General features: G+C 69.4%; 17 protein-coding genes and 2 pseudogenes. 6 read left to right on the top strand and 13 right to left on the bottom strand.

Annotated features, from left to right (window positions below; genetic code table 11):
• Positions 1 to 3: 3 nt before the first annotated feature.
• Together ACFU5V_RS25655 and mshC are read left to right on the top strand one after the other, a co-directional pair.
• Positions 4 to 807, top strand: coding sequence for an SCO1664 family protein (locus tag ACFU5V_RS25655; protein ID WP_378435530.1), 804 nt, complete (start codon positions 4 to 6; stop codon positions 805 to 807).
• A gap of 72 nt (positions 808 to 879) precedes the next feature.
• Positions 880 to 2,127: a cysteine--1-D-myo-inosityl 2-amino-2-deoxy-alpha-D-glucopyranoside ligase gene (gene mshC / locus ACFU5V_RS25650; protein ID WP_378702880.1), complete on the top strand. Its 1,248-nt coding sequence runs from the start codon at positions 880 to 882 to the stop codon at positions 2,125 to 2,127.
• A gap of 40 nt (positions 2,128 to 2,167) precedes the next feature.
• Here mshC and ACFU5V_RS25645 read toward each other — a convergent pair whose 3' ends face one another.
• The 6 genes from ACFU5V_RS25645 to ACFU5V_RS25620 form a co-directional block, all read right to left on the bottom strand.
• Positions 2,168 to 6,325, bottom strand: a complete 4,158-nt coding sequence (locus tag ACFU5V_RS25645; protein WP_378702879.1) for a TIGR02680 family protein — start codon at positions 6,323 to 6,325, stop codon at positions 2,168 to 2,170.
• Complete coding sequence (locus tag ACFU5V_RS25640; RefSeq protein WP_378702878.1) at positions 6,322 to 7,713, bottom strand: DUF2398 family protein; 1,392 nt, start codon at positions 7,711 to 7,713, stop codon at positions 6,322 to 6,324. The genes ACFU5V_RS25645 and ACFU5V_RS25640 overlap by 4 nt, the downstream gene beginning before the upstream one ends.
• Positions 7,710 to 9,161: a TIGR02677 family protein gene (locus tag ACFU5V_RS25635; protein WP_378702897.1), complete on the bottom strand. Its 1,452-nt coding sequence runs from the start codon at positions 9,159 to 9,161 to the stop codon at positions 7,710 to 7,712. The genes ACFU5V_RS25640 and ACFU5V_RS25635 overlap by 4 nt, the downstream gene beginning before the upstream one ends.
• A 291-nt stretch (positions 9,162 to 9,452) precedes the next feature.
• The gene (locus ACFU5V_RS25630; protein WP_378702877.1) at positions 9,453 to 10,610 is read right to left on the bottom strand and encodes a hypothetical protein; all 1,158 of its coding nucleotides are present in this window, start codon (positions 10,608 to 10,610) and stop codon (positions 9,453 to 9,455) included.
• Positions 10,611 to 10,794: 184 nt separating this feature from the next.
• Positions 10,795 to 11,916, bottom strand: a complete 1,122-nt coding sequence (locus tag ACFU5V_RS25625) for a helix-turn-helix domain-containing protein (RefSeq protein ID WP_378702876.1) — start codon at positions 11,914 to 11,916, stop codon at positions 10,795 to 10,797.
• 157 nt (positions 11,917 to 12,073) lie between these two features.
• Positions 12,074 to 12,925 carry a class I SAM-dependent methyltransferase gene (locus ACFU5V_RS25620; protein WP_378702875.1) on the bottom strand — a complete coding sequence of 284 codons (852 nt, stop codon included), beginning with the start codon at positions 12,923 to 12,925 and terminating at the stop codon, positions 12,074 to 12,076.
• A 47-nt stretch (positions 12,926 to 12,972) separates the two neighbouring features.
• Here ACFU5V_RS25620 and ACFU5V_RS25615 point away from each other — a divergent pair, with 47 nt between their 5' ends.
• Both ACFU5V_RS25615 and ACFU5V_RS25610 read left to right on the top strand, forming a co-directional pair.
• Entirely contained in the window at positions 12,973 to 13,554 is a 582-nt protein-coding gene (locus ACFU5V_RS25615) for a helix-turn-helix domain-containing protein (protein WP_378440461.1), read from the top strand.
• An 11-nt stretch (positions 13,555 to 13,565) separates the two neighbouring features.
• Complete coding sequence (locus tag ACFU5V_RS25610) at positions 13,566 to 13,778, top strand: hypothetical protein (RefSeq protein WP_378440463.1); 213 nt, start codon at positions 13,566 to 13,568, stop codon at positions 13,776 to 13,778.
• Between the two features lie 18 nt (positions 13,779 to 13,796).
• Here ACFU5V_RS25610 and ACFU5V_RS25605 read toward each other — a convergent pair whose 3' ends face one another.
• On the bottom strand, positions 13,797 to 14,597 hold the full coding sequence (locus ACFU5V_RS25605) for a helix-turn-helix domain-containing protein (protein ID WP_378440465.1): 801 nt from the start codon (positions 14,595 to 14,597) through the stop codon (positions 13,797 to 13,799).
• Between the two features lie 65 nt (positions 14,598 to 14,662).
• Between ACFU5V_RS25605 and ACFU5V_RS25600 the strand changes: the two genes are divergently transcribed.
• The gene (locus ACFU5V_RS25600) at positions 14,663 to 15,103 is read left to right on the top strand and encodes a DUF3224 domain-containing protein (protein WP_378440467.1); all 441 of its coding nucleotides are present in this window, start codon (positions 14,663 to 14,665) and stop codon (positions 15,101 to 15,103) included.
• Here ACFU5V_RS25600 and ACFU5V_RS25595 read toward each other — a convergent pair.
• From ACFU5V_RS25595 to tnpA, 3 genes and pseudogenes are all read right to left on the bottom strand, one after another.
• The gene (locus ACFU5V_RS25595; protein WP_378440469.1) at positions 15,088 to 15,675 is read right to left on the bottom strand and encodes a carboxymuconolactone decarboxylase family protein; all 588 of its coding nucleotides are present in this window, start codon (positions 15,673 to 15,675) and stop codon (positions 15,088 to 15,090) included. The genes ACFU5V_RS25600 and ACFU5V_RS25595 overlap by 16 nt on opposite strands.
• A gap of 93 nt (positions 15,676 to 15,768) precedes the next feature.
• On the bottom strand, positions 15,769 to 17,955 hold the full coding sequence (locus ACFU5V_RS25590; protein WP_378702874.1) for an acyltransferase family protein: 2,187 nt from the start codon (positions 17,953 to 17,955) through the stop codon (positions 15,769 to 15,771).
• 214 nt (positions 17,956 to 18,169) lie between these two features.
• A pseudogene (gene tnpA, locus ACFU5V_RS25585) lies at positions 18,170 to 18,481 on the bottom strand (IS200/IS605 family transposase); the annotation flags it as partial.
• Between the two features lie 23 nt (positions 18,482 to 18,504).
• Here tnpA and ACFU5V_RS25580 point away from each other — a divergent pair.
• Positions 18,505 to 19,743, top strand: coding sequence for an RNA-guided endonuclease InsQ/TnpB family protein (locus ACFU5V_RS25580; RefSeq protein WP_378702873.1), 1,239 nt, complete (start codon positions 18,505 to 18,507; stop codon positions 19,741 to 19,743).
• Between the two features lie 2 nt (positions 19,744 to 19,745).
• Here the strand turns inward: ACFU5V_RS25580 and ACFU5V_RS25575 are convergent.
• The 3 genes and pseudogenes from ACFU5V_RS25575 to ACFU5V_RS25565 all read right to left on the bottom strand — a co-directional run.
• Positions 19,746 to 21,590, bottom strand: a pseudogene (locus ACFU5V_RS25575) (FAD-dependent oxidoreductase); the annotation flags it as partial.
• Between the two features lie 89 nt (positions 21,591 to 21,679).
• Positions 21,680 to 22,831, bottom strand: coding sequence for an MFS transporter (locus ACFU5V_RS25570; protein ID WP_378702872.1), 1,152 nt, complete (start codon positions 22,829 to 22,831; stop codon positions 21,680 to 21,682).
• On the bottom strand, positions 22,828 to 23,793 hold the full coding sequence (locus tag ACFU5V_RS25565; protein ID WP_378437558.1) for a PAC2 family protein: 966 nt from the start codon (positions 23,791 to 23,793) through the stop codon (positions 22,828 to 22,830). The genes ACFU5V_RS25570 and ACFU5V_RS25565 overlap by 4 nt, the downstream gene beginning before the upstream one ends.
• Between the last annotated feature and the right edge of the window lie 32 nt (positions 23,794 to 23,825).

Below are 23,825 nucleotides of genomic sequence, written 5' to 3'. Positions count from 1 at the left end.
CGGTTGCGTGCCGAGGAGTCCGATCCCCTGGAGTCCGGCGAGCTGACCGTCATCGGCCAGATCACCCACGCCAGTAACGCCACCCTGGTCTGCGACGCGGCCGCGGGAGAGAACACCGTCCGCTGCGTCTACAAACCGGTCCGCGGGGAACGGCCGCTGTGGGACTTCCCGGACGGCACGCTCGCCGGGCGTGAGTACGCGTCGTATCTCGTGTCCGAGCAGCTCGGGTGGGGTGTGATTCCCCGCACTCTCCTGCGGGACGGTCCGTTCGGCCCGGGGATGGTGCAGCGGTGGGTCGACACCCCGGACCGGCACGCCGACGACACCGGCGGTCTCGACCTGGTCGACATCTGCGCCCCCGACGCCGTCCCCGAGGGGTGGTTCGAGATCCTGCGCGCCACCGACATGGATGGCGAACCGGTCGCGCTGATCCACGCGGACGATCCGCGGCTGCAGCGGATGGCCGTCCTCGACGTGTTGATCAACAACGCCGACCGCAAGGGCGGCCACGCGCTCGAGGGTCTCGACGGTTCCGTCTACGGCGTCGACCACGGCATCTGCCTGCACACGGAGAACAAACTGCGGACCGTGCTGTGGGGGTGGGCCGGGACGGAGGTGCCGGGCGCCCTCGTCGTCGACATCGCCGAACTGATCTCCTCGCTCGAGGGCGACTTCGGCGCGCGGCTCGGCGAGCACATCACGTCCGGCGAGGTGGCCGCGCTGTACGAGCGCGCCGTGGACCTTCTCGCCGCACCCGTGATGCCCCGGCCGAACGGTCACCGGCCCATCCCGTGGCCCGCGTTCTGAGCGACCCGCTCGGAGCCCGGCGGGCGGCGGCTCCCTCCGAGGCGGAAACGCGGGTCCATTAGGCTCGCTGTCATGCAGTCTTGGTCCGAAACCGCTGTCCCGTCCGTTCCAGGCCAGGGGCCTCCGCTGCGGTTGTTCGACACCGCCGACCGGCAGGTGCGCCCCGTCACTCCCGGGCGCACGGCCACGATGTACGTGTGCGGTATCACCCCCTACGACGCGACCCACCTCGGTCACGCGGCCACGTACCTGACGTTCGATCTGGTGAACCGGATCTGGCGTGACGCCGGGCACGACGTGCACTACGTCCAGAACGTCACCGACGTGGACGACCCGCTGTTCGAGCGTGCCGACCGCGACGGTGAGGACTGGGTGGTCCTCGGCATGCGCGAGACGGCGCTGTTCCGCGAAGACATGGAAGCCCTCCGGGTGATTCCCCCGCGCGATTACATCGGCGCGGTGGAATCGATCGGCGAAGTGATCGAGATGGTCGAGAAGTTCGTCGCGTCCGGCGCCGCCTACGTCGTCGACGACGCCGAATTCCCCGACGTGTACTTCCGCGCGGACGCGACAGAGCAGTTCGGGTACGAGTCCGGCTACGACCGCGCGACGATGGACAAGTTCTTCGCCGAACGCGGCGGCGACCCCGACCGCCCCGGCAAGCAGAATCCCCTCGACGCGCTGGTGTGGCGCGCGGTCCGGCCGGGTGAGCCGTCCTGGCCGTCGCCGTTCGGTCCCGGGCGTCCCGGCTGGCACATCGAGTGCTCGGCCATCGCCCTCAACCGCATCGGTTCGGGTTTCGACGTCCAGGGCGGCGGCAGCGACCTGATCTTCCCGCACCACGAGTACTCCGCGGCGCACGCCGAGTCGGCCACCGGGGATCGCCGCTTCGCGCGCCACTACGTGCACACCGGCATGATCGGTCTCGACGGCGAGAAGATGTCGAAGAGCCGCGGCAACCTCGTGTTCGTGTCGAAACTGCGCGGTGAGGGTGTCGACCCGGCCGCCATCCGCCTCGGACTGCTGTCCGGGCACTACCGGCAGGACCGTCCGTGGACCGAGCAGGTTCTCGCCGACGCCCACACCCGGCTTCAGTTGTGGAAGGATGCCGCCGCACTCGAGTCGGCGCAGTCGGCCACCGACACGATCGCCCGGTTGCGCCAGCATCTCGCGGACGACCTCGACACCCCGAAGGCGCTCGATGCCCTCGACGGCTGGGCCCGCCGCGCGCTCGACAACGGCGGTTCCGACACGAACGCGCCGAGCGAATTCGCCGCGGCCGTGGATGCCCTTCTCGGTGTGCGGCTTCGCCGCCCGTGAGTACTTGTTAACCGCGGGCGGTTAACAAGTACTCACGGGGTCAAGCGAATTCGAGGGCACCCTCCGCGGGCGTCGGGACGCGCCGGCGGAGGGGCGAACCGAGCGCCTGCGCCAGGTCGGTGCCGTCGTGTTCGGCGAGTAGCTCACCGTCGGACCACACGAGCAGGGTGGCACTGACGCTCTGCTCGGCCGTGGAGTGCGCCAGATCGTAGTGCGCGCACCCCGGCACGCCGCTGTACGTGATCCACAGGTCGAACCCGGTCATGAACAGGTCGAGGTCGAATTGCACGCTGAGGCCGAGCAGTTCGGCCCGGCCGTTGTCGTCGACACCGGCGAACGCCTCGTCCAGCGCCAGCAGTCGCGGGGCGTGCGGGTCGGCCGAGTCGAGCATGACGTGCGCCGCGGCGAACAGCGGCAGGTGCAGCGAGACGGACTGCTCGCCGCCGGAGAGCGCGCTGTGCCGGGCGACCGTCAGCCTGTCCTCGTTCCCGTTGCCGCTGATCAGGGTGAACGAGAACACCCGCCACCGCCGGTAGTCGAGGGCGGACGCCAGGATCTCCGGGTACGACCGTTCCGGGTGTGCGGCGCGGGCGGTCCTGATCTGGTGGGCGAAGTGCGCGCGCATCGTGGCGAGTTCGTCCGGGCCCAGCGTCGAGGTGTCGCGCTCGAGCAGTTTGGAGATGGCCTTCGCGCTGTCGTCGAGGTTGTCGGCGAGAACCCAGTGGACGCCGATGGTGTTGCCGGACGACATCCGTCGCTCCCGCATCTCGGTGCCCATCCGGGCGATGAGTTCGCGGGCGTCGACGGTGCGTTCGTGGATCTGCTGGGCGAGGCCGGTGAGGAGCGCGTCCTCCAGGATGCGACGCTCCGATTCGGTGAGCAGCAGTTCCTGGTCGGAGCGGGCGGACGCGATGCGGGCGGCGAACTCACCGATCGACGAGTAACCCTCGTCGTCCTGCACCTGCACCACGGTCAGCCCGTCCGGAGCGTCCCACTGCAGCCGGTAGTCCTGGCCGGCGGCCGCCAATTGTGCGTCGAAATCCTGCAGCGCGGTGGTGAGCGCCGTCCGCGTCGACTTGCGTGCCGAGTCGCTGACCCGCACCGATTCGGTGGCGCCGTCCAGTGCGCGGAACAGCGCGTCCACCTCGGGCGGCAGGATCGGGGTGTCCTGGTCGGCGCTCTGAATGCGATACACCAGTTGTTCGGCGCTCATCCACGCCGCCGTGCTGGCGGGCCACGTGTGGCCGCCGTCGACGCCGAGGAGTTCGAGCAGGTCGCGCCGGGCGTACGGCGCGAGGTGGGCGGCGTCGGCGTGGGTTTCGGTGAGCGCCAGCCGCAGCGTCTGGACGGCGGTGTTGTACGCGCCCTCGGCCTTGCCGATGGCCTCGCCCGCATCCTTGTCCGCCTTGCGGGCGTCGCGCTGCTCCTTCTTGCACGCCTCGATCCGCGCGTGCGCCTCCTCGAGTTGCCGGTCCAGTTGCTCGGCCCCCGCTCCCAGTGTGTCGCGGAGCGTCTCGAGGCGCTGGATCTGTTGTGCGAGTGTTTCTTCGGCGACGGCGGCCTCTTCCGCGAATTCCTCCGCGTTGCTGCGCGCCTCGTGCAGCCGGTCCTCGGACTGGCGTGTGTGCTCGACCTCCTTGCCGTGGTCACGCCTGCACCGCTGCACCATCTCGCCCTGCTTCTCGAAATGCCGCACGGCCGCGGCGAGCGAGTCGATCTCGCGGGCGACGTAGGGAGTCCGGTGCGTGGATGCGGTGGCCCGGAGTTGCTTTTCCTTCGCGGACAGGTCGGTGATGGCCTGGTCGAGTTCGCGGCCGACAGCGGTCGCGGTGTCGGTGCGGCTGCGGAGCGCGCCTGCCGATTCGGTGACCTTCTTCAGCGCGGTGAGGATCGATCCGGTGCGGGGCAGAGCCTGCGCCGCCGTGCTCGTCCGCGTCAGCAGAGCTGCCGCCGCATCCGCGGATGCAAGGGCCTCGTCGAGACGAGCCCGGGTTTCCTCGATGATCCTGTCGAGTTCGGTGATGCGGACGGCACGCCTGCGGGCCCGCGCGGTGGTTCCGATGTACTCCGCATCCGATTTCGTGTGGCGACCCCGCTGGATCCCCTGGCGGTACGCCCCGTCCTCGGCGACGCCCACCGGCCCCTCGGCGAGGTCGAGGGATTCGAGGGCGATGGATTCGAGGATTCCGCGCACACGGTCCTCGGGGACACCCGTGTCCTGCTCGACGTCGAGAACGTCGGCGAGGGTCCTGCCGGTGGGCCGGTCCCCGGAAGGGAGGGCGACGAGGAACTGTTCGGATTCGACGTCGGGAAGCGCGTCGTCGACGGTGACCCAGCCGTCGAGAAGATTCGCGGCCTCCAGTGCGGCCTCGATTCCCGCCGCGACCGCGGCGTCGACACCGTCGGCGAATCGGACCAGACGCCACAGCGGGGCACCGGTCAGGCCGGACCGCGCGTCGTGCCTGCCTGCCGGGAGCGGCGGGGCGTCGTCGTGCTCGGATTCGATTGCCGCGCGCGCCGATTCGTATTCGGCGATCGACTCGGCCGCGGCGGCGGCGTCCCGGTCGTACTGCTGACGACGCAGCCGGAGTGCGTCGACGGCGTCCGTGGTGTGCTCCGCCAGCGTCTCCGACAGGGTGGCGGCGTCGTCGTCGCCGATCCCGCGGAGGGCGCTGTCCAGCGCGTCGAACAGCGCAGCGGGCGCCTCGATCTCGGCGTAGAGGGACGAGTGTCCCGTCCACCAGGAGCGGAGTTCGGTGGCGCATCGGCTGCGGGCCGACTCGACCGCGGTCTCGGCTTCGAGGACGGCCACCTTCGCTGTGTCGAGTTGCTCCTGGCCGCGACGTGCCGCGTCGTCGGCGCGGGTTCGCTCGGTGGCGGCCTTCTCGACGGTGGCGAGCGCGGCCCGGACCGCGCGCAGGTCGCCGTCGCGTTCCTCGGCGTGCCCGCGCAGCGCCGCGGTCAACTGGTCGGCGCGCGCGTCGTCGGGGAGTGCGGTCCAGGTGATTCCGGCGTCCTCGGCGGCGACGTGGAGTTCGTCCTCGGCGTGGGCCAGTGCCTCGACGGCGCGGGTGACGGCGTCGCCCGCCTTCTCGTGCTCCTCGGACCGCTGTTCGAAGGTCGCCTTGGCCTTGCGTGCCTTCTCGGCCTGCAATTCCGTCGACCTTTCGAGTGTCGACACGGCCTGCGCGAGGTCGTCGAGTTGCGTCCGCCCCTCGTAGGCGGTCGACCGCTTCAGTGCGTCCAGGGTGGCGTTGGCCTGGTCGAGTGCGCGGTCGGCGGCGGTGAAGCGTTCTTCGGCGGCCTCCCGGCTCTGCTGGCTGCGCGCCCGGTCGGCGGCCGCCCCGTGGAGCGCGGTGATGCCGGACCGCACGGCATCGAGGCGGGTCGCGAGTTGGTCGACGTCCGTCCGCGCCTGCTGGCGAAGGTATTTCGCGTACACGCCGACGAAGCTCTGCGCCGCCTGGTCCGCCGCCGCCAGCCCCTCGAGCGCCCGGCCGACCTCTTCCATGTCGCTGAACGAGCGCGCCGCCTCGAGGACGAGTTGTTCGTCGAGGGGTCGCAGACCGTCGGTGAGAGCCTGCGACAGTCCCTTGGGGTCGAGGTTCTTCGCGAGCTGGGGGCGGCGCAGCGTGAGGATGAGGTTGATCAGCTGGTCGTAGCGCTGGACACCGAGCCCGAACATCCGCGCGTCGATGGCGGCGCGGTAGTCGAGTGGCCGGTCGGTGATGGAGTCGGTGCCGATCTGCTCGCCGAGTTGCTTCTTCGTGAGCGGACGGTCGTCGTTGCCGAGCAGGGAGAAGTCGACGCCGACCCGGCCGTCGGCCACGAAGTACCAGCGCGTGACCTTGTCGTTGGTGCGGGAGGCGCGCATACCGATGCCCACGGTGACGGCCTCGGGGTCGTCCTTCGCGCCGCGGCAGAATTCCATCCAGACGTACGAGTACGCGCTCTCCTGTCCGCGGTACAGGAGGTTCGACTTCATGGTCCGTTCCTCGCCGGCGAACGGGTTGAGGCGCCGCGGTTCGATCCTGCCGTCGAAGACGAACGGAAACAGCACTTCGAGCGCCTTGGTCTTGCCGGAACCGTTGGGGCCACGAAGAACGAGGCGGCCGTCGGCGAAGGAGAACTCCTGATCCCGGTAGTCCCAGAGGTTGATGATCCCGGCGCGGGTGGGCCGGAAACGCGCACTCGTCATGCTGTGATGTCCTCGCTGTCGTTCGCTGAGCTCTGGAACAGGTCGATCTCGGGTGCGCGGTCGCGGATCGTGACCACCACACCGCGGTAGCGGGCGAGCGCCGGGAGCGCGAGCACGCCGCCCGGCACCGCGGCGATGAGGCGCAGCCGCTCGAGCAGCGCCGAAGCGGCGCGTCCCAGGCCGTCGGGGTCGGCCTGCCACCCGGCGGCGAACGTGCGCCCGAATCTGTCGGTCAGGGTCCGGACGGTGTCGGCGATCCACTGGTCCTCGACGACCGGGAACAGCTGGTCGGCGGGGGGCGGCTCCGTGGATTCGACTGCGTCGTTGCCCGCCAGGCTGTCGAAGATCCCGGACTGCGGAATCGCGCTGTCGACCTGTTCGACCAGGTCCTCGGACCGGCCTCGCGGCAGCGGCATCCGGGCCGGCTGCGGCGTGTCGAGATCCAGGACACGATCGGCGATCTCCCCCGCGAGCAGCAGCGCGACCTGCGCGACCGTGCCCGCCCCGGGGAACCGGACGTCGGAGAGCCGTCCGGAGGAGTCGATCATCGCGACGCCCTCCTCGCGCCGTTCCGCGACCAGTCCGGTGAGCAACTCGACATCGGCCGCGGTGCGGGGCAGCGCGAGCTGCACCAGTTCGTGGTCGTCCAGGTCTGCGGCGTAGACGACGGGCCGCTCGACGAGAGCGCGCCGGACCCGCCGCGCCGTCTCTTTCACGTCGACCGTCCGGGACATCCCGAACTCCGCGGAGTCGTCGTTCGCCGCGTCCGCGCCGGCGAGCAGACCGCGGATGGAGCGGAGGTGCTGTAGTGCGCGCGACGGTCGGAACAGGGCGATGACGACGGACCGGTCGATGTCGTAGAGCGCTTCGCCCGCATCGGGATTGGCGGCCCAGCCGCCCGCGTCACCGTCGGCGAGGGCGATCGCGCCGCGCGCCGCGAGCCAGCCGACGGCGTCGACGAACGCGTCCCGGTCGGACGCGCGTTCGGTGGACAGGTCCACCCCATCGACCTGTGCGGCGTCGGCGGCGACGTGATCGGCGAGTTCGGACAGGGTGATCTGGTTGCCGGCGCGACCCAGTGCGGCCAGCGCCAACGCGAGGTAGGCGTAGCGGTACCGGTCGAACGTGCGGTCGGTGGCCGTCTTGGCCGGGGTTCCGGCGTCGAGTCGGTCGCTGACCGTGAACAGGCGGGCGGTCGTCTCGGTGACCTCGAGCCGGTACCCGAACAGCGTCATCAGATCGTCGCGTAGTTCGGTGGCCCACCGGCGGAGCAGGGGAAGCGCGATCCGATCCGGATACGTCTGGGTCACCAGATGATTCGACAGGATCACGCGGGCGGCGCGCTGATACGAATCGAGGGCGAGGGGTGAGATCTCCCGTGCCTTCACCGAACGCTCACCTGCAGTCCGTCGAGATGCAGACGTCCTCGGGCGGTGCGCACCACCGTCGATTCGCTGTGCGGGCTGAGGGTGAGCTTCACGCCGTTCTCCGATCCGGTACTGCTCTTCACGCGGCCGCTGACGGGTACCCGCGCCGTCAGCGCGGCGTTGAGCAGGCTCAGCAGCACGTCGGTTTCGGCCTCGTCGAGTTCCCGCTCGTAGACTCCGCCCCGGGCCAGCGACTGGGCGGCGGCCGCGCGAAGTCGTTGTGCGGTCAGCTGTTCCTCGCGCAGTCGGCGCACGCTGCCCTCGTTGCGCTGCACCCGCGCGGGCATACCGGGGGACGGGGGACGTCCGGTCTCGGCCAGTGTGCGGGAGATCTCTACGGGCTGGGCCTCCCACCACGACCGGGTGTCGGGAATGATGTCGGCGTCCGGGTGCACCATCGAGAGGTGGCGCGGACGCCCGAGGTCGAACACGGCCTGGAACAGTGCGTGCGCGGCGTCCTCGTTCGGAGTCGCAGCGAACCAGCCTGCGAGGTGCCGCAATTGGCTCTCCCTGCTGACGCCGCCCTTACGGGTCTCGGTGACGCGGCGCAACAGCGACAGGACAGCGGCGATGGCGCTCATCGTGCCCTCGCGCAGGCGTTCCGACTCGCTCGGACCGGCCTCGCTCCCGACGAACCAATGCGTCACACCGGCCCACCGCGCACGCCAATCGGCTTCGCGCTCTTCGGTATCGAGGAACACCCGCTCGTCGCTGGCGGCGGCCCGCGCCACCATCGACTCGACGCCGGTGTCTTCCACGAGCGCGATCGCCGTGGCGAGTTTCGGCGCATACCGTGACAGGTCGGAGCTGAACTCGCGCATGTGGGTGAGGAGAGCATCCTTGTGGGACATGAAAGTCTCCGGGGTGATCTCCGTGGTGCGGACGAGGTCGCCCAGGGTCAGATAGAACTGGGCGGCGCGTCCGGCCATGTCGGACAGCGTCGCATCGAGTCGGTTGAGTTTCCGGTACACCAGATCGTGGTCGGCGGCGCGGTTCGCCGCGGCCAGGTCGTTCATGTCGGCGAGGAGGTCGGGGAGCGCCAACCGGGACAGCGACGCGTCGTCGAGGCGGGCCGCGAGTGCGTCCTCGACGGCCCGGAACACCTGGTAGCCGGCCTGACTGAACTGGTAGACGAAGTGCCGGTTCCGGTATTCGGCGAGCGTCGCGGCGCGGGTCCCGTCGTAGCTGCGTTCGAGAACCTCCCAGACGTGGAGTTGCTCGAGCAGGGGAGTGACGTCTCCGGCGCCGAGTTGCCCGGCCGGGTCGTCGCCGGCGAGGCCGTCCAGGATGCGGGCGACGTCGCCGGCGTGGAGCAGCACGATGTAGTTGGCGCGGGCGTGATCGAAGGCCCGCAGCACCCACAGGTACTCCGCCCGCTTCTCCGCGGTGGCGAAGGAGAACAGTTTCAGCCGATCGTCCCGGAGCGGGGGAGCGACCGCCGGACGCGCGGCGCGCAGCCCCGCCGGGGACCGACCTGGATCGCTGCCTGATTCACTCACCGTGACAGGTTATGCGGTCGTGCGGCGGTCGAGCGAACGCCGTGCCGACATCGCCGGTTTAGAATCCGACTCTGACGGAATGACACAATTTTCCGAGTTTCGCATGGTCGGCTCACCGCCGCACCGTCGTCGTCACCGTCGATTCGACCGTGCCGATCCACACCACTCACCCGGCTTCCGCACAGATGAAGGGAGGGGCGATCAGAGGACGAACAGCACGAAGACGATCGCGACCAGCACGAGGGCCAGCCCGACCGCGGCGGCGACGAGCCAGGACGCCCGGGAGGCACTGTCGGATTCTTCCCCGGACTGCGCGACGGCGCGCGGTTCCGGCGGCGTCGCGACTGCCGTTCCGCCCGACACTCGCGCGTGGGAGGCGCCCACCGCGGCGGCGGACGCGGGATTCTGCGTGCGTGGGGCAGGCCGGTTCGGGGTTGCGGACGTCGACGGCACGGGTTCGCCGGCGACGGCGTCGATGACCTCGGTGACGTCGTACGACGGCGGCAGGCCGATCGGGGTGACCTTGTGGGTGGTCGGATTGAACCCGGCGGCGCGGATGGCGGCACCGAGCGCCGAGGTCTGCTCGGGGCCCGGGCCGACGACGCACCGGACGTCGAACTTCTCGCCGATCGTGGCCGCGAACCCGTGAACGGCCGCGGAGTCCCTCGCGATCAGGCCGTCTCCGGTGACGACCACGGCATCGAGGTTGCCGGGCAGCCAGCCGAACGCGCCGAGTGCGGTGGCGATCTGGGCCGTCGGGGAGCCTCCCGAGGAGAACCGGAACGCCTTGCCTGCCTCGACGCCCGAGCGGATCAGCGCGACCGTCGATCCGGTGTCGTCGACGTGATAGATGCCGACCAACTGCCCCGGGCGCTCGGCGATCTCGGATTCGAACCAGGCCGCGGCGGCTTCGGCGTCCGAGACCAGGGACAGGTACGACATGTCGGCGTAGTCCAGAGCGTCGCGGAGCGCTGCGACGGCGGCCGAGTCCCAGCGGGTGGGGTAGGTGGCCATGATGTCGGGCGCGCCGCCCGTCCGGCCACCGTGGTCGGGGAGGGGTTCGCACTCGCGGAGCAGGCAGCGCATCGCGCCCGCGACCAGGTCTTCTGCGCGGTACCGCGATCCGTCGCCCACCGCGACACCGGCCGGGTCGCCGACGCGGGGAAGGAACCCCGACACGGTGTGTGTGTCGCCGATCGTGTGCGGCGCCGATCCGCCGAGAATTGCGGTGCCGTCCGGGCACATGTGCAGCACGGTGTCGCGGACGATGACGACCGGATCCGGGGATCCTGGATCGTTCGACGCCACCACCGCGGTGGACACGACACTGCCGATCCTGAGCCCGACTCCCATGGACATGCAAGAACCCCTATTCGTGTTGCGAACGGATTGCGACTTCCGTCAGGCCGGTTCCGACCGGGTCGGTGAAGGCCACAAGATGTACATCCTGCTACCCGGGCGTGCTTGTGCGCGCCATCACGCGCGGCGTGGCGTGGTCGTATTGCACACACTCGGAGAGTTTCCGCTTCCGGCGAGTGATCGGTCAGGTCACCGTGGGGGCGCCGAGGGCAGTTCTCCACTCGGACACGTTCTCGGTCATCCAGCCGAGGAGATGCTCTGCTTCCTGCGGATGGCGGCCGGTGCCGGCGAGGAGATCGGCGAAGGCCTGTGCCGGGGCGACCAGGCGGACGTTGTCGCGGAACAGGGTGCGTTCGAAGACCGCGGCCGATCGGGGAGTGGCGACGAGGACGTTGGCACCCTGATCGACGGGACGTAGTTCGAGAGCGCCTGCCAGCGCCTCGGCGTTGTCGGCGTAGATCTGCACCTGATGCGCCGGCGCGTACTCGACGAACGCCGCCGCGGCGAGCGAGCCTGTCACCGCGTAGAGATGGTCGGAGACCTTCCCGAGTTTCGCGACGAACGACTGCACTCCCTCGGGCGCGAAGTAGCCGACGGTGGGGCAGTCCTTGAAGCTGGAGTCGCTGCTCCAGGCGCGCAGCATCTGCTGCCACCGAACACTGGTGATGGGGCCGCGGGGGAGTCGTTCGAGGAGATCGCGTTCCTCCAGGGTCTCCACCACCCGATACGTCGCGCCGGTGGACGCGCCGGACAGCCGGACGAGTTGCGGGACCGTCAGCTGACCCGAATGATCGGCGAGGGCACGCACGACCCGTGCGGCGGGATCGCCGGTCAGCTGAGCGGCCGGACGGCCGGGTCCACGCCACGGGTCGGCGTCCGCGCCGCGGTCGCGCACCCAGATGGCGGGCCGGTCTGCCGACAGCGACGTGTTGCCCGTCGCGTCCGCGTAGGAGAGCCCCCTGGCGTCGAGTTGGCGGCGAACGGGCTCGGAAAGATAACGAGCGCAGACGAATCCGCGATCGGATCCGGAAAGTCCGTCGGCGAACCGGGCGGCGTCCCCCGCGAGCACCCCGCGGGCGGGGATGACGGAGAAGGACGCCACCTCGCCGCCCGGTGCGCCGACCAGCAACCGTTCCGGCGCGTCGGCGAGGGAGCGGGACTTCCCGGACGTCAGCGACCAGCCGTGGGGGAGTGCGGCCTGGAGGGTCGCGATCGCCCGGCGGTAGAGATCGATGTCGCGTTCCGGCTTGGGGAACGGGACCTTGGGCTCGCTCCCGGCGAACTCGGGGTTCTCCTGATTCGGCACTCCGCCAGTCTACTGAATCGGTCCGAGACGGAACCAAGAAAAAGACTGAAATTCTTTGGTTGGATTCCGAATGTCACCGAGCATCCGGATCCTGCCCATCCTCGCCAACGCAGATCGCCCGTCCTGAACGCCCAGACGAGAGCACCCACCGGCGATTTCAGGGTCGTCGGGCGGTCCAGGCGGTCCTGCTGCCGCGGACCGCCAGGTCCCCGCGGTGCAGAACACTGTCCGGGCCGTCGTCCGAGAGAAGGCGATCGAGAGTGTCGCGGTCGTCGGCGGCGAGTTGTCCGTCGAGGGCCGAGCGAACGCGGCGCAGAAAGGTGTGTGCGTAGCGTCCGGTGCTCGGCGGGGCGGGGGTTACCTCGCTGGTGAACCGGCGCTCCTCGACGTCCACGAAACCGGCCCTCTCCACATGGGCCCGCCAGTTCGGGTGCGCGTTCCAGTCCATCCGCGCCAAGGCCTCGTGGCAGCGCGACTCCAGGCCCGGGCGGCCCATCCCCAGGTCGTTCGGCAGGATGCGGGGCAGAGCATCCATCTCGACGACCACCAGCACGCCGTCGGTGTTCAGTGCGGCGTACATGTCGCGTAGCAGCCGGTCGGGGTCGGCGACCTCGTGCAACGAGGAGGCCGCCCATACGACATCGGCTGCCTCGACCCCGGGCCAGCCGGCATCCAGATCGGCGCGCACGACGCTCACCCGCTCGGCCAATCCCTGCCCGCGCGCGGCGGTGCGGATGCGCCCCAGCATCACCTCCGACCTGTCGATCGCGACGACCTCGGCCGCGGGGAACCGCCGAGCCAGTGACAGGCTGCCGACGCCGGTTCCGGCGCCCACGTCGACTACCCGGCGAGGCGTCTCCCCGGCGCGCAGTCCGGCCCACTCGGCCACCTGGTCCAGGTAGGCGCCGAAGATGTCTGCGTCGAGGTCGAGAAGATCTGCCAGTGCGGCCTCGTGGGCCGGTGTGTGTTCCCCGTGGTGGTGGGCGTGGTGATGCGAGTGCTGTGTCATGACTCCAGGCTAGCCACGTTCTGCCCTAAGCGCATACACTCTTGCGTATGACGCAAGAACTGGGGTTGGACGGCGTGATCCGGCAGCGGATCCGGGGTCTACGGCTGGCCCGCGGGTGGTCCCTCGACGCGCTCGCGGCCCGCTGCTTCCTCAGTCCGTCCACATTGAGCCGCATCGAGACGGGGCACCGCAGGATCGCCCTCGACCAACTGGTTCCGATCGCGCGGGCTCTCGGCACCACGCTCGATCAACTCGTCGAGTCCGTCGACGACGAGGACGTGGTGATCCGGCCGATGCCAGAACAGACGCGAGGTCTCACGACCTGGCTGCTGTCCCGCGAACGTGCCCTCCACGGCGCAACCGTGGCGAAGATGCGCATCACCCCCGAACGGCCCGCGGGCCCGGAACACGTGTGTGTGCACCCCGGTCACGAGTGGTTCACGGTCCTGTCGGGGACGGCCCGTCTGCAACTGGGGGAGCGGACCATCCTGATCGAAGCGGGTGCCGCAGCGGAGTTCTCGACCATGGTGCCGCACTCCATCGGCGCCCACGACGGTCCGGTGGAGATCCTCACGATCTTCGACCACGACGGGGAGCGGGCACACCTGCACGCCGACCACAACGAGTAGAAGGGACGGATATGTCGTCTTCCGACACCGCAGGCGAGACGGAATTCCCGGCGAGTATGGGAAAGGTCTCCCGTCGTGAGCTCGCATCCCACGGCTACACGCGTTTCGATCAACTGACGACGGTCACCGCCGAGGAGCTGTTGAAGATCCACGGCGTCGGACCGAAAGCGATCCGGATTCTCGCGGAGGAACTCGCCGAGCGGGGACTCGGATTCGCCGGCTGAGCGGCGGAGCCGGACGCGCTACAGCAGGCCGTTCGCGCGCTGGTAGGTGGCAGGCGGTGTGCCGACGACCTGGGTGAAGACCCGGGTCAGGTGGGCCTGGTCGCTGAACCCCAATTCGTAGGCGAGCGCAGACCAGTCGATCCTCTCGCCCGAGTGGGCTGCGGCGGCCGCGTCGAGGACGCGAAACCGCTGGATCACCCACTTCGGGCCGATGCCGACGTATTCGGTGAACAGCCGTTGCAGGGTGCGCAGGCTGCAGCCCGCGTGCGCGGCGAGCTGGTCGGCGCGGACGAAGTCCCGGCGGCGCTGGGTGTCGCCGACCAGGGCCGTGATCTCCCGCCCCGTGGGATCCGGAACGGGATCGGTGTGCAGAAGGTACCGCTCGAAGGCGTCGATCATCTCCGCGCTGTCCGTGCCTGCGAGGATCCGTTCCGCGACCGGGCGATCGTCGAGGGTGAGCAGATCCCGTGCGGGCTGGACGGTTCCCGAGATCGCACCGAGACTGCTCTTCAGCAGAGGCCGGAACCCGCCGGCGTGGAAGGCGGCTCCCAGCACGTGGCCGTGTCCCGTCAACGTTCGGTAGAACGGCGACCGCGAGATACCGTGCACCAGCAACTGGCCGTCCTCGGCGGCGACGTGAACGCGCGGCTGAGGAACCACCTGCTGCCGATGGGGCTTCGGCACCGACCACCGCACCAGCCAGTGGTAGTCCACGAACTCGGCCAAATCTGCTCGGGGAGCGACTCGTTCGACCTCGAAACCGGGTGCGTCGGCGGTCGGGCGGACGATCGCCTCGGGATGTCCTGGCACATTCGGCACTCGCTCATCCTAGTGTCGCGAATGTTCAAGCACACCACGCGGCCGCGTACATAGAGTCTCCTGACATGAGCTACTCACGCACTGCACGAAGCACATTCACCATCGCCGCGTGGTCGGAATCGGTGATCACCGACGTCGACGGCGAAGGTACGACCGCCGGCGACACCTACTACCCCGCACGCGGCGCCACCCGAGCGGCCGTCGAATATTCGTACTCCGGCGACATCGAGGGAACGAGCACCGTGGCCTACCTGATCGCGTACAAGGCCGATGCCGCCCCGGTGCTCGGCCTCGAGCGCTTCGAGGGCTCGATCGGCGGGCACGACGGAACGTGCGTGTTCCAGCACCTCGGCAGCCAGGACCAGGGTTCCGTGTCGGCACGGATCGAGGTGGTGCCGGGTATGGGCACGGGCGGCCTCACCGACCTGCGCGGCAGCGCGGACCTGTCCATCGCCGGACCCGGCGAGGGCGGCTACGAATTCGTGCTGTCCTACGACGTCGGCTGAGTGGGGGTCGTCGAGCGTGCGCTCAGCGGCTTCAGGCCACACGACGCCGCGAGGCCCTGCGATTCGATGCCGAACGCGGTGTTGGAGCGGGTCATGAAGTTCGTCAATGCGATGAACGCGGTGAGTTCCACCATCGCGGCCGGACCGAGCGCCTCCAGGAGCCTGCCCGACAGTTCGTCGGTGACCGTCGGCGGGGTCAGTGTCATCGCCTCGGCGTACTCCAGCACGTCCCGCTCCACCGGGGTGAAGACGTCCGACTCACGCCATCGGGGCACCTCGCGTGCCTTCGTCTCGTCCAGTCCGTTGTTGTGGGCTTGGAAGTAGCCATAGTCCAGGCAGAAGCCGCAGCCCACCATGCTCGCCACCGCCATGTGGGCGAACGACTTCAGATTCTCGTCGCACCGGTCCCACTTCTGTACCTTGCGGCTGACGCTGAAGCTGAAGTTCGTCACCTTGCGGTTGTTCCACACGACTCCCACCCCCTCGGGCACGTCGCCGAGCATCTTGCGGGACATCCGCTTGACGACCGCACCGTAGATGCCGGTCAATTCTGCCTGCGGGATCCTGGTCATGATTTCCTCCTCCGGTTCGAATGCTCTCGGCATAGAGACACCGGCCACGAGCCGAATGTGACATCCGAACCGGATTTTTTCGCCGGCCGCCCGTCAGCCCTGCGCGAGTGCGCGGTCGGCCAGCGCGGCGATCACGGGGGAGAGCGCCTGCGCGTGTTCGAGCGTCAGGTGGTTGTCGTCGCGGTACACGAGGTCGTTGCCGACGACGACCGGGCAGCGCTCGGCGGTGCAGAACAGGGCGGTGAGATCGGCGTACCGTCCGCCGCCTGCCGCGGTGGCGGCTGCCTCGGCCGCGACCCCGGCGTCGTCGACCGCTACCGGCCGTGGCGGTGAGCAGGCAGTCGCGTCGTCGAGGTGCGCCGACAGGCACGTCGGCACGGTCGACTGCGGATCCGGGACGGGCCCGAGGACGAGGACGGACGCACCCGTGGCCCGGAGTTCCGTGACCAGCCGGGTCAGGCTGTCGAGCCAGGGCCTGCCGTACACGCTGAAACCGAAATCGGCGCCGTACCGCCGGGACATGCTCAGCACGACCAGGCGGGGCCGTTCGGTGCGCAGCCGGTCGAGGATCTCGCCTCGCCACTGCTCGCACTCGCTGTATTCCCGTCCGAGATAGGGGCTGGTGAGGGGCAGATCGAGGAGCGGGCAGGTGACCTTGCCCATCGTCTCCAGCCGCCAATGGCGCTGCTCGGCGGCCGCTTCGAACGCCGGGGCCCACATCGCGGCATGCGAATCCCCGACCAGCGCCACCGTCGTCGCGGACGCCACGTCACCCGATGCGCACTCGTCCTGCCCCACCTCGAGCCACGACCGCACGCAGCCGTTGACGAACACCGCAGGCTTGTCTGCCGGTGCGTCGGCGAGCGGTGGCGACAGATTCGACGGGACCGCCTGCAGCGCAGCAGCGTCCGCGACCGCCGACTGCACTTGCGCGGTCATGTCGTTCACCGCCGCGTCACGAGGATCGATTGCGGGAGTAGCCGATTCGACCGGTGCCGAGACGGTGAGGGCTTCTGCGGCGGCGCCGTGACCGACCGGGACCGGTCGCGCCACCAGCAGCACCAGCGCCGCACCGACGGCGACGGCGGTGACGGCTCCGCCGAGGACGAGGCTGCGCGAGGCCGAGCGGCGCAGCGGAGCCGCGAAGCGGACCGGGTTCTCGACCAGGGCCAGTGTCAGTCCGGCCAGGCCTGCGGACACCATGACCATCGCCAGTCGATCGGTCAGGTCGAGAGAGCGGCCGAGCACGATCGGCGCGAGCAGCAGCACCGGCCAGTGCCAGAGATACCAGGAGTAGGACACTCGCCCGACGGCCCGCATCGGCGGCAGGGACAGGCCCCGGCCGACTCCCAGCCGCGGTGCCGCACAGCCTGCGCCGATCACCAGCACCGTGCCGAGAACGGGCAGCAGCGCGGCGGTGCCGGGGTAGGGCGTCGTCTCGCCCAGCCGAACACAGGCGAAGACGATCAGTGCAAGACCCGCCCAGCCGGCGGCCGCGGCGACCACCGGCGGCAGGCGCCGCCAGTGCCGAACCGACAGCGCGACCAACCCACCGGCGGCCAGCTCCCACGCGCGGGCGGGCAGCGAGAAGAACGCCCACGGCGGCAGCGTGCGGGTCCAGTCGAGTGAGACCGCGAACGACACCGCCGCGACCACCGCGAGGACGAGCAGATACGGGGTCGCCGACGGTGCGTGGTCCGGGCCGAGGCGTCGTGTCCGGCGCCGCACGAGCCAGGCGACCCCGATGATCAGTGCAGGCCACAGCAGGTAGAACTGCTCTTCGACGCCCAGCGACCAGTAGTGCTGGAACGGTGACGGCGGCGTGTCGGCGGCCAGGTAGTCGGTGCCGTGCAGCGCCAGCCGGTAGTTGCCGACGTAGAGCGCGCTGGCGATCCCGTCACCGAGGACCGCGCGGGCCTGCAGTGGGGGAAGGAGTACGGCGGCGGCTATCGCGGTGGCCACCAGCACGACGCACCCGGCGGGCAGCAGTCGCCGGGCACGGGCGCCGTAGAATTCGGCCAGCCCCACGCGGCCGGTGGCCGCCACGTCCCGCCACAGCAGACCGGTGATGAGAAACCCCGAGACGACGAAGAAGACGTCGACACCCGCGAACCCGCCGTCGATCCCGGGCACACCCGCGTGGAAGAACACCACGGCCAGCACCGCGAGGGCCCGCAAACCCTCGATGTCCGTACGGAACACGGTTCCGGCGGTCCGGTCACCGGTCCGCGGGCGGTCACCTGACCGGCCCCGTCGTTCCGGGCTGGCGACGGTACTCACTCGATCAGCGATCTGTCCATGCGACGAGCCCCTTCAGCTGCGGCCTTGGCCTCATGATGACAGCGGTGCCGCAGTTTTCCCGAAAGGCACGCCGTACCAGGGCAGAGCGCAATCGGGCGGACTTTCACCGGATTGATCAGAGGAGGCCTGGCCCTTCAGGGCCGGGAGGAAGCTGATTCTGTACTGCGCGATCGCGCATAGCGGGGTCGCTTCCTTGAGTGGGTTCGGTTCGTTTGTGGTTGGTGATGTACTCGGCGATGATGGCGAGTGGGGCTCCGCCGGCGGAGGCGGCGAAGTAGGACGGTGACCAGAAGTGGTTGCCCCACAGGTATTTCTGGATGTGGTCGGGGAACTTTTGGCGCAGGTATCGGGCGGAGACGCCCTTGAGGCTGTTGACCAGGGTGGACAGTTGCACGGTGGGTGGGTAGTGGATCAGTAGGTGGACGTGGTCGGTTTCTCCGGTGAACTCGGTCGACGTTGCGCCGAACTTGTCACACACCTCTGCCATGATTTGCCCGCATCGGGTCGGTGAACGGAAGGGCGCGGGGTGTGAAGCGGATCGTTGTCGTGAAGCTGGCTCCGACCCCGGAGCAGTATGTGGCGCTGACATCGACACTGGAGTTGTGCAATGCGGGGGCGAACTTGGTTGCGCAGTTCGCGCACACCGCCGCTGATCGGCGTCCGTTCGCGCTGCAGAAGCAGGTCTATGCCCGGCTCAAGGCGTGTGGGTTGTCGGCGCAGCCGGCGATCCGGGTGATCAAGAAGGTCGCGGATGCGTACGCGACCCGGACGGCGAACCTGCTCAACGGGAATTACGGCGCGCCGGGATCGAGCCGGTATGCGAAGGTTGCGGGTAAGGCGATCGTGTTCCGTCCGGACGCGGGCCAACCGTTCGACGATCGGTGCTTGTCGTGGCAGGTCGATCGATCGACGGTGTCGATCTGGACGAGCGCGGGCCGGATGCGCGACGTCGGATTCGTGTGCGCGCCGTGGCAGCTGACAATGCTCGCCGACCGCAAAGGCGAGTCGGATCTGATTTTCCGGGACGGATGTTTCTACCTGCATGCAACCGTCGACACCGACGCCCCGCAGCAGCTGGTTCCCGCCGACGACGCCACCGGGTGGCTGGGTGTGGACTTGGGGATCGTGAACCTGGCGGTGACCACCGCAGACGACCCGGCTGAACTGGACGTCCGGTGGTCCGGTGGTGCGGTCACGGCCCGCCGGAAAAAGTACGCAACCATCCGGTCCGCGCTGCAGAAGGTGGGGACCAAGTCCGCGAAACGGAAACTGAAGAAACGGCGGAGGAAGGAGACTCGGTACGCCTCCGACATCAACCACCAACTCTCGAAAACGATCGTTGCCCAAGCACAACGCACCGGTCAAGGGATCGCGGTAGAAGACCTATCGGGAATCCGGGACCGGGTACGGCTCGCACGCAGACAACGGCAACAACTGCACTCCTGGGCATACGCGCAACTGCGCGACCAGATCACCTACAAGGCGCAAGCCGCAGGAGTGCCGGTGCAGGTGATCAACCCGCGCAATACCAGTAAGACTTGCCACCAGTGCGGGCACTGCGACACCGCGAACAGGCACAGTCAAGCACTGTTCCGGTGCCGCGGCTGCGGATGGACCGGCCACGCCGACTATAACGCCGCCGCCAACATCGCCGCACTCGGACACAACAACTACCGGGCCGCCCAATCAACCGTGCCTAAAGCAGCCACCCCTCTCACAGCCAGTGAGAACGTGAGCAGCAAACCCGCGTCCTTCAGGACCGGGTAGTTGATCGTGCGCATGCTCTTGCCGTACGCGAACCCGGACGGCATGTCGAGGTCGCCCCACACCTTGGGGAGGTCCTCCTTCTTGATGCCGAGCAGGTCGATGCGCTGCCCGCCGGTGACCTTCACGAGCGGCACGCCGTACTTGTCGGCGACATCGGCGATCTTGCGGAGCTGATCCGGCGTGGTGACGCCGCCCTTCATCTGCGGGACCACCGAGAACGTGCCGTCGCGCTGGATGTTGGCGTGCACACGGTCGTTGATGAACAGCGCACCGCGCTCGTCCACCCAATCGGGACCCCAGATCGTGCGGAGCAGCGACGCGAGCGGCATCTTTCGCGGACGCGTCCTCCTTCGCGTCCGTCGCGAGTTCGGCGAACACCTGGGACACGGCGCGCAGATCGCGTTCCCGGATGGTCGCGATGAGTTCCGGTTTGCTCATCGGGATGCACGGCACGTACCAGTCGGCGGAGGGGTCTGCTTCGAGTTCGCCGCCCGCGGCGCAGGCCACGATGTCGGCGACGAGTCCCTTGCACGACCCGCAGCCCTTGCCCGCGCGGGTCTGGGCGCAGACGTCGGTGAGGGTCTTCGCGCCGGAGTAGACGCAGGCCACCAGGTCGCCCTTGCTCACGCCGCTGCAGTTACACACCTGCAGGTCGGCGGGAAGGTCGGCGACACTTGGCGCGGCGCTCGGCGCCCCGACGTCGAAGAGCATGCTGATGCGCTCCTCGGGCAGCGGCACCTTGCCGTCGAACGCCTGTGTGAGGAAGCCGGCCTTGCTGATGTCGCCCATCAGGGTGGCGCCGATCAGCTTTCCGTCCCGGACGACGAGGCTCTTGTACGTGCCGCTGCGCGGTTCGTAGTACTGGACGAACTTGTCGTCCGCCGTCTCCGGTCCCTTGACGCCCATCGCGGCCTCCCACACCGGGGCGACCAGGCCGTAGGTTTCTCCCCGGTGCTGCGCGCATTGGCCGACGGCGTACACCGAACCCTCGTCCTCGCAGCGCATCTGGTCGTCCACGACGATCCCGCGCTCGACCACCAGTCCTGCGGCCCGCGCCAGTTCGGTGTTGGGCCGGATGCCGGCGGTGACGACCACCATGTCGGCGTCCAGCGTGGAGCCGTCGACGAACGAGACCCCGGTCACCAGGCCTGCGTCGTCACGGAGCACGGCGGTGGTCCGCATCGAGGTGTGGACGCCGACACCGAGTTTCTCGATCTCGGCGCGCAGGACGCTGCCGCCGCGCTCGTCGAGTTGCTGGTTCATCAGGTGGCCGGGGGAGTGCACGACGTTGACGGTGAGTCCCTGAGTGCGCAGCCCGTACGCCGCCTCCAGACCGAGCAGACCGCCGCCGATGACCACCGCGGACACGTCGTCGCGGGCCTGCGCCATCTGCAGCATGCCGTTGGTGTCGGCGAGGTTCCTGAATCCGAACACCCCGCGGGCCAGGCGGCCGTCGTGCTCGCGCAATCCGTCCATGTTGGGGAAGAACGTGTTGCTTCCCGTCGCGACGATCAGCACGTCGTAGTCGACGACGCGGCCGCTCTCGCACGTGACGGTCTTCGCGAACCGGTCGAGCGCGACCGCGCGGTCACCGGCGTGAAGTTTCACACCGTTCGCCGTGTACCAGCCCACTGGGTTGAGGATCAGGTCCTCGTCGTCGACGGCCGCCTCCCCGGACAGCACGTGCGAGAGCATGATCCGGTTGTAGTTGCCGTAGGGCTCGTCGCCGATCATGGTGATCTCGAACCGCTCACGCCCCCGCGGTTCAGGATCTCCTCGACGGTGCGGGCGCCGGCCATACCGTTGCCGACGACCAGCAGCTTGCTCGAACTCGGTGTGTGGGCCATGCACAAAGGCTGCGCCCCCGGAGTGTCGTAACAGCTGCGCGCACGTTACGTGAGAATCAGGAACAGCTCACAGCGTCCCAGAAAGCATGTCAGGCAGGGGGCCGGTCGCGGGGTATCAGCAGTGGGGCCAGCACTGCGAGGAGCACGGCGGGCAGAAGGAACCCCGCCGCGGGCGACACCGCGTACACCGGGGTGAGGGTGATCGGCGCGAGCGCGTTGCCGGTGAACCGCAACGCCTGCACGACGGACACCGCGCCGCCCCGGTTCGGGCCCGGCGACCCGAGCACGGCGGCGTTGACGCCGACCAGGATGAACTGACCTGCGGTTCCGGCCGCGAACCACGCCACGGCCACGACCGCGAGGAGCGATACCGTCCCGGCGGCGGCGACGAGAGCCGCCCCGACGAACGCGCCGATCAGCACGGCGGAGCGGGCCCCGATCTTGTCGATGACACCGCCGACGAGGCGCGCGGTGAGGATGCCGGCGACACCGAACCCGGTGAGCAGCAGGCCGCGCTGGGTGGGGCTCAGGCCGAACACGTCCTCGGCGCGGAACGCGACCAGGAAGCTCAGCCCACCGAGTGCGCCCCAGCCGAGGAGCGCGACCACCCCGATTCTCAGCACCGACGGGGTGAGGGCGTCCCGCAGTCGCGGACGCGCCGCCCCCGGCTCGGCGGGCGGGCTGTCTGGAACACCGACCAGACCCAGCACCGCGGCCACGAGGGCGATGACGAGGAACGCGAGCCGCCAGTCGACCTCCGCCGCGAGGCCGCCGACGAGCGGGGCACTCGACTGTCCCGCGGCCTGGAAGGCGCCGAAGATCCCCAGCGCCCGGCCGAGGTGCTTCTTCGGCGTCGAGGCGGCGAGCGCGGCCAGCAACAGTGGCGTCGTGAACGAGTTGGAACATCCCTGGAGCACGCGGGCGCCGAGGAACAGCGGCAGCGTCGGCGCCGCGAAGCAGGCCAGCGACGACAGCAGGTAGACGCCGTACGCGATCCGCACGGTCCGCATCTGCCCCCACCGGGCGCCCAGCGTGCCCGACACCAGCATCAGCAACGCGAACGGCAGCAGGTACGCGGTCAGCGACCCGGCCGCGGCGGACGCGCTCACGCCGAGGTCGTCACCGATCTCGGGAAGGATCGAGGCGACCACCCCGCCGCCGAACGGGCCGAGGAATCCGCCGGCGTAGAGCGCCGTGCGCTGGAGCGAGGAACGAAGCGATTCGGACGAGTTCTTCGTCACAGCCCGAAGCTGCCGGGCCCACGCCTGCGGAGATACCGCTCGAACTCGGCCGCGAGCGCGTCACCGTCGATCTTCGAGATGGCGTCGGAGATGTCGGTCTCGGCGTCGCCGCGCTCCTCGAGTGAGCGGACGTAGTCGCCGATCTCCTCGTCGTCCGCGGTCATCTCGGTGACGGCTTCCTGCCAGTCGTCGGCCTGCGACGGGAGTTCCCCGAGGGGCACCTCGATGTCCAGGACGTCCTCGACCCGTTGCAGCAGAGCCACGGTCGCCTTGGGGTTCGGCGGCTGGGACACGTAATGGGGCACGGCCGCCCAGAACGACACCGCAGGCACACCGGCCCGGACACACGCGTCCTGCAGCACCCCGGTGATCCCGGTCGGTCCCTCGTACCGGGTCTGCTCGAGCTTGAACCGCTCGGCGGCCTCGCTGCTGTACGCGCTGCCCGTCACCGGGACCGGCCGCGTGTGCGGGGTGTCCGCGAGCAGCGCCCCGAGGATCACCACGGTGTTGATCTGCAGTTGATCGATCAGCTCGAGAAGGTCCTCGCAGAAACTCCGCCAGCGCATGTTCGGTTCGATTCCGCGCAGCAGCACCACGTCGCGGTCGCTGCCAGGGGGCGAGCACACCGACAGCCGGGTGGCGGGCCACACGATCTCCCGGGTGACACCGTCCACTTGCCGGACCGTGGGTCGATTGACCTGGTAGTCGTAGTACTCCTCGGAGTCCAGCTCGGCCAGCGGCTGGGCGTCCCAGGTCAGTTCGAGGTGCTCGACGGCTCCGCTCGCGGCGTCGCCGGCGTCGTTCCAGCCCTCGAAGGCGGCGACGAGAACAGGGTCACGAAGTACGGGCACGCCAGTGTCGGTGGCACCGTCGTCGGCGCTGTCGGTGGCACCGTCGTACGCGGTGCCGGGGGTGTCGTCGTCGGGGCCCGCAGGCGTGACGGGGAACTCACTGGAACTCACCCACCCAGCCTACGGCCAGCATTGGTTCGCGC

It is taken from the genome of Rhodococcus sp. NPDC057529 (genome assembly GCF_042802055.1).
In the GTDB taxonomy this organism is placed as follows: Bacteria; Actinomycetota; Actinomycetes; order Mycobacteriales; family Mycobacteriaceae; genus Rhodococcus_F.
The sequence above is the reverse complement of the archived record's forward strand: the minus strand, read 5'-3'. Positions and strand labels throughout refer to the sequence as shown.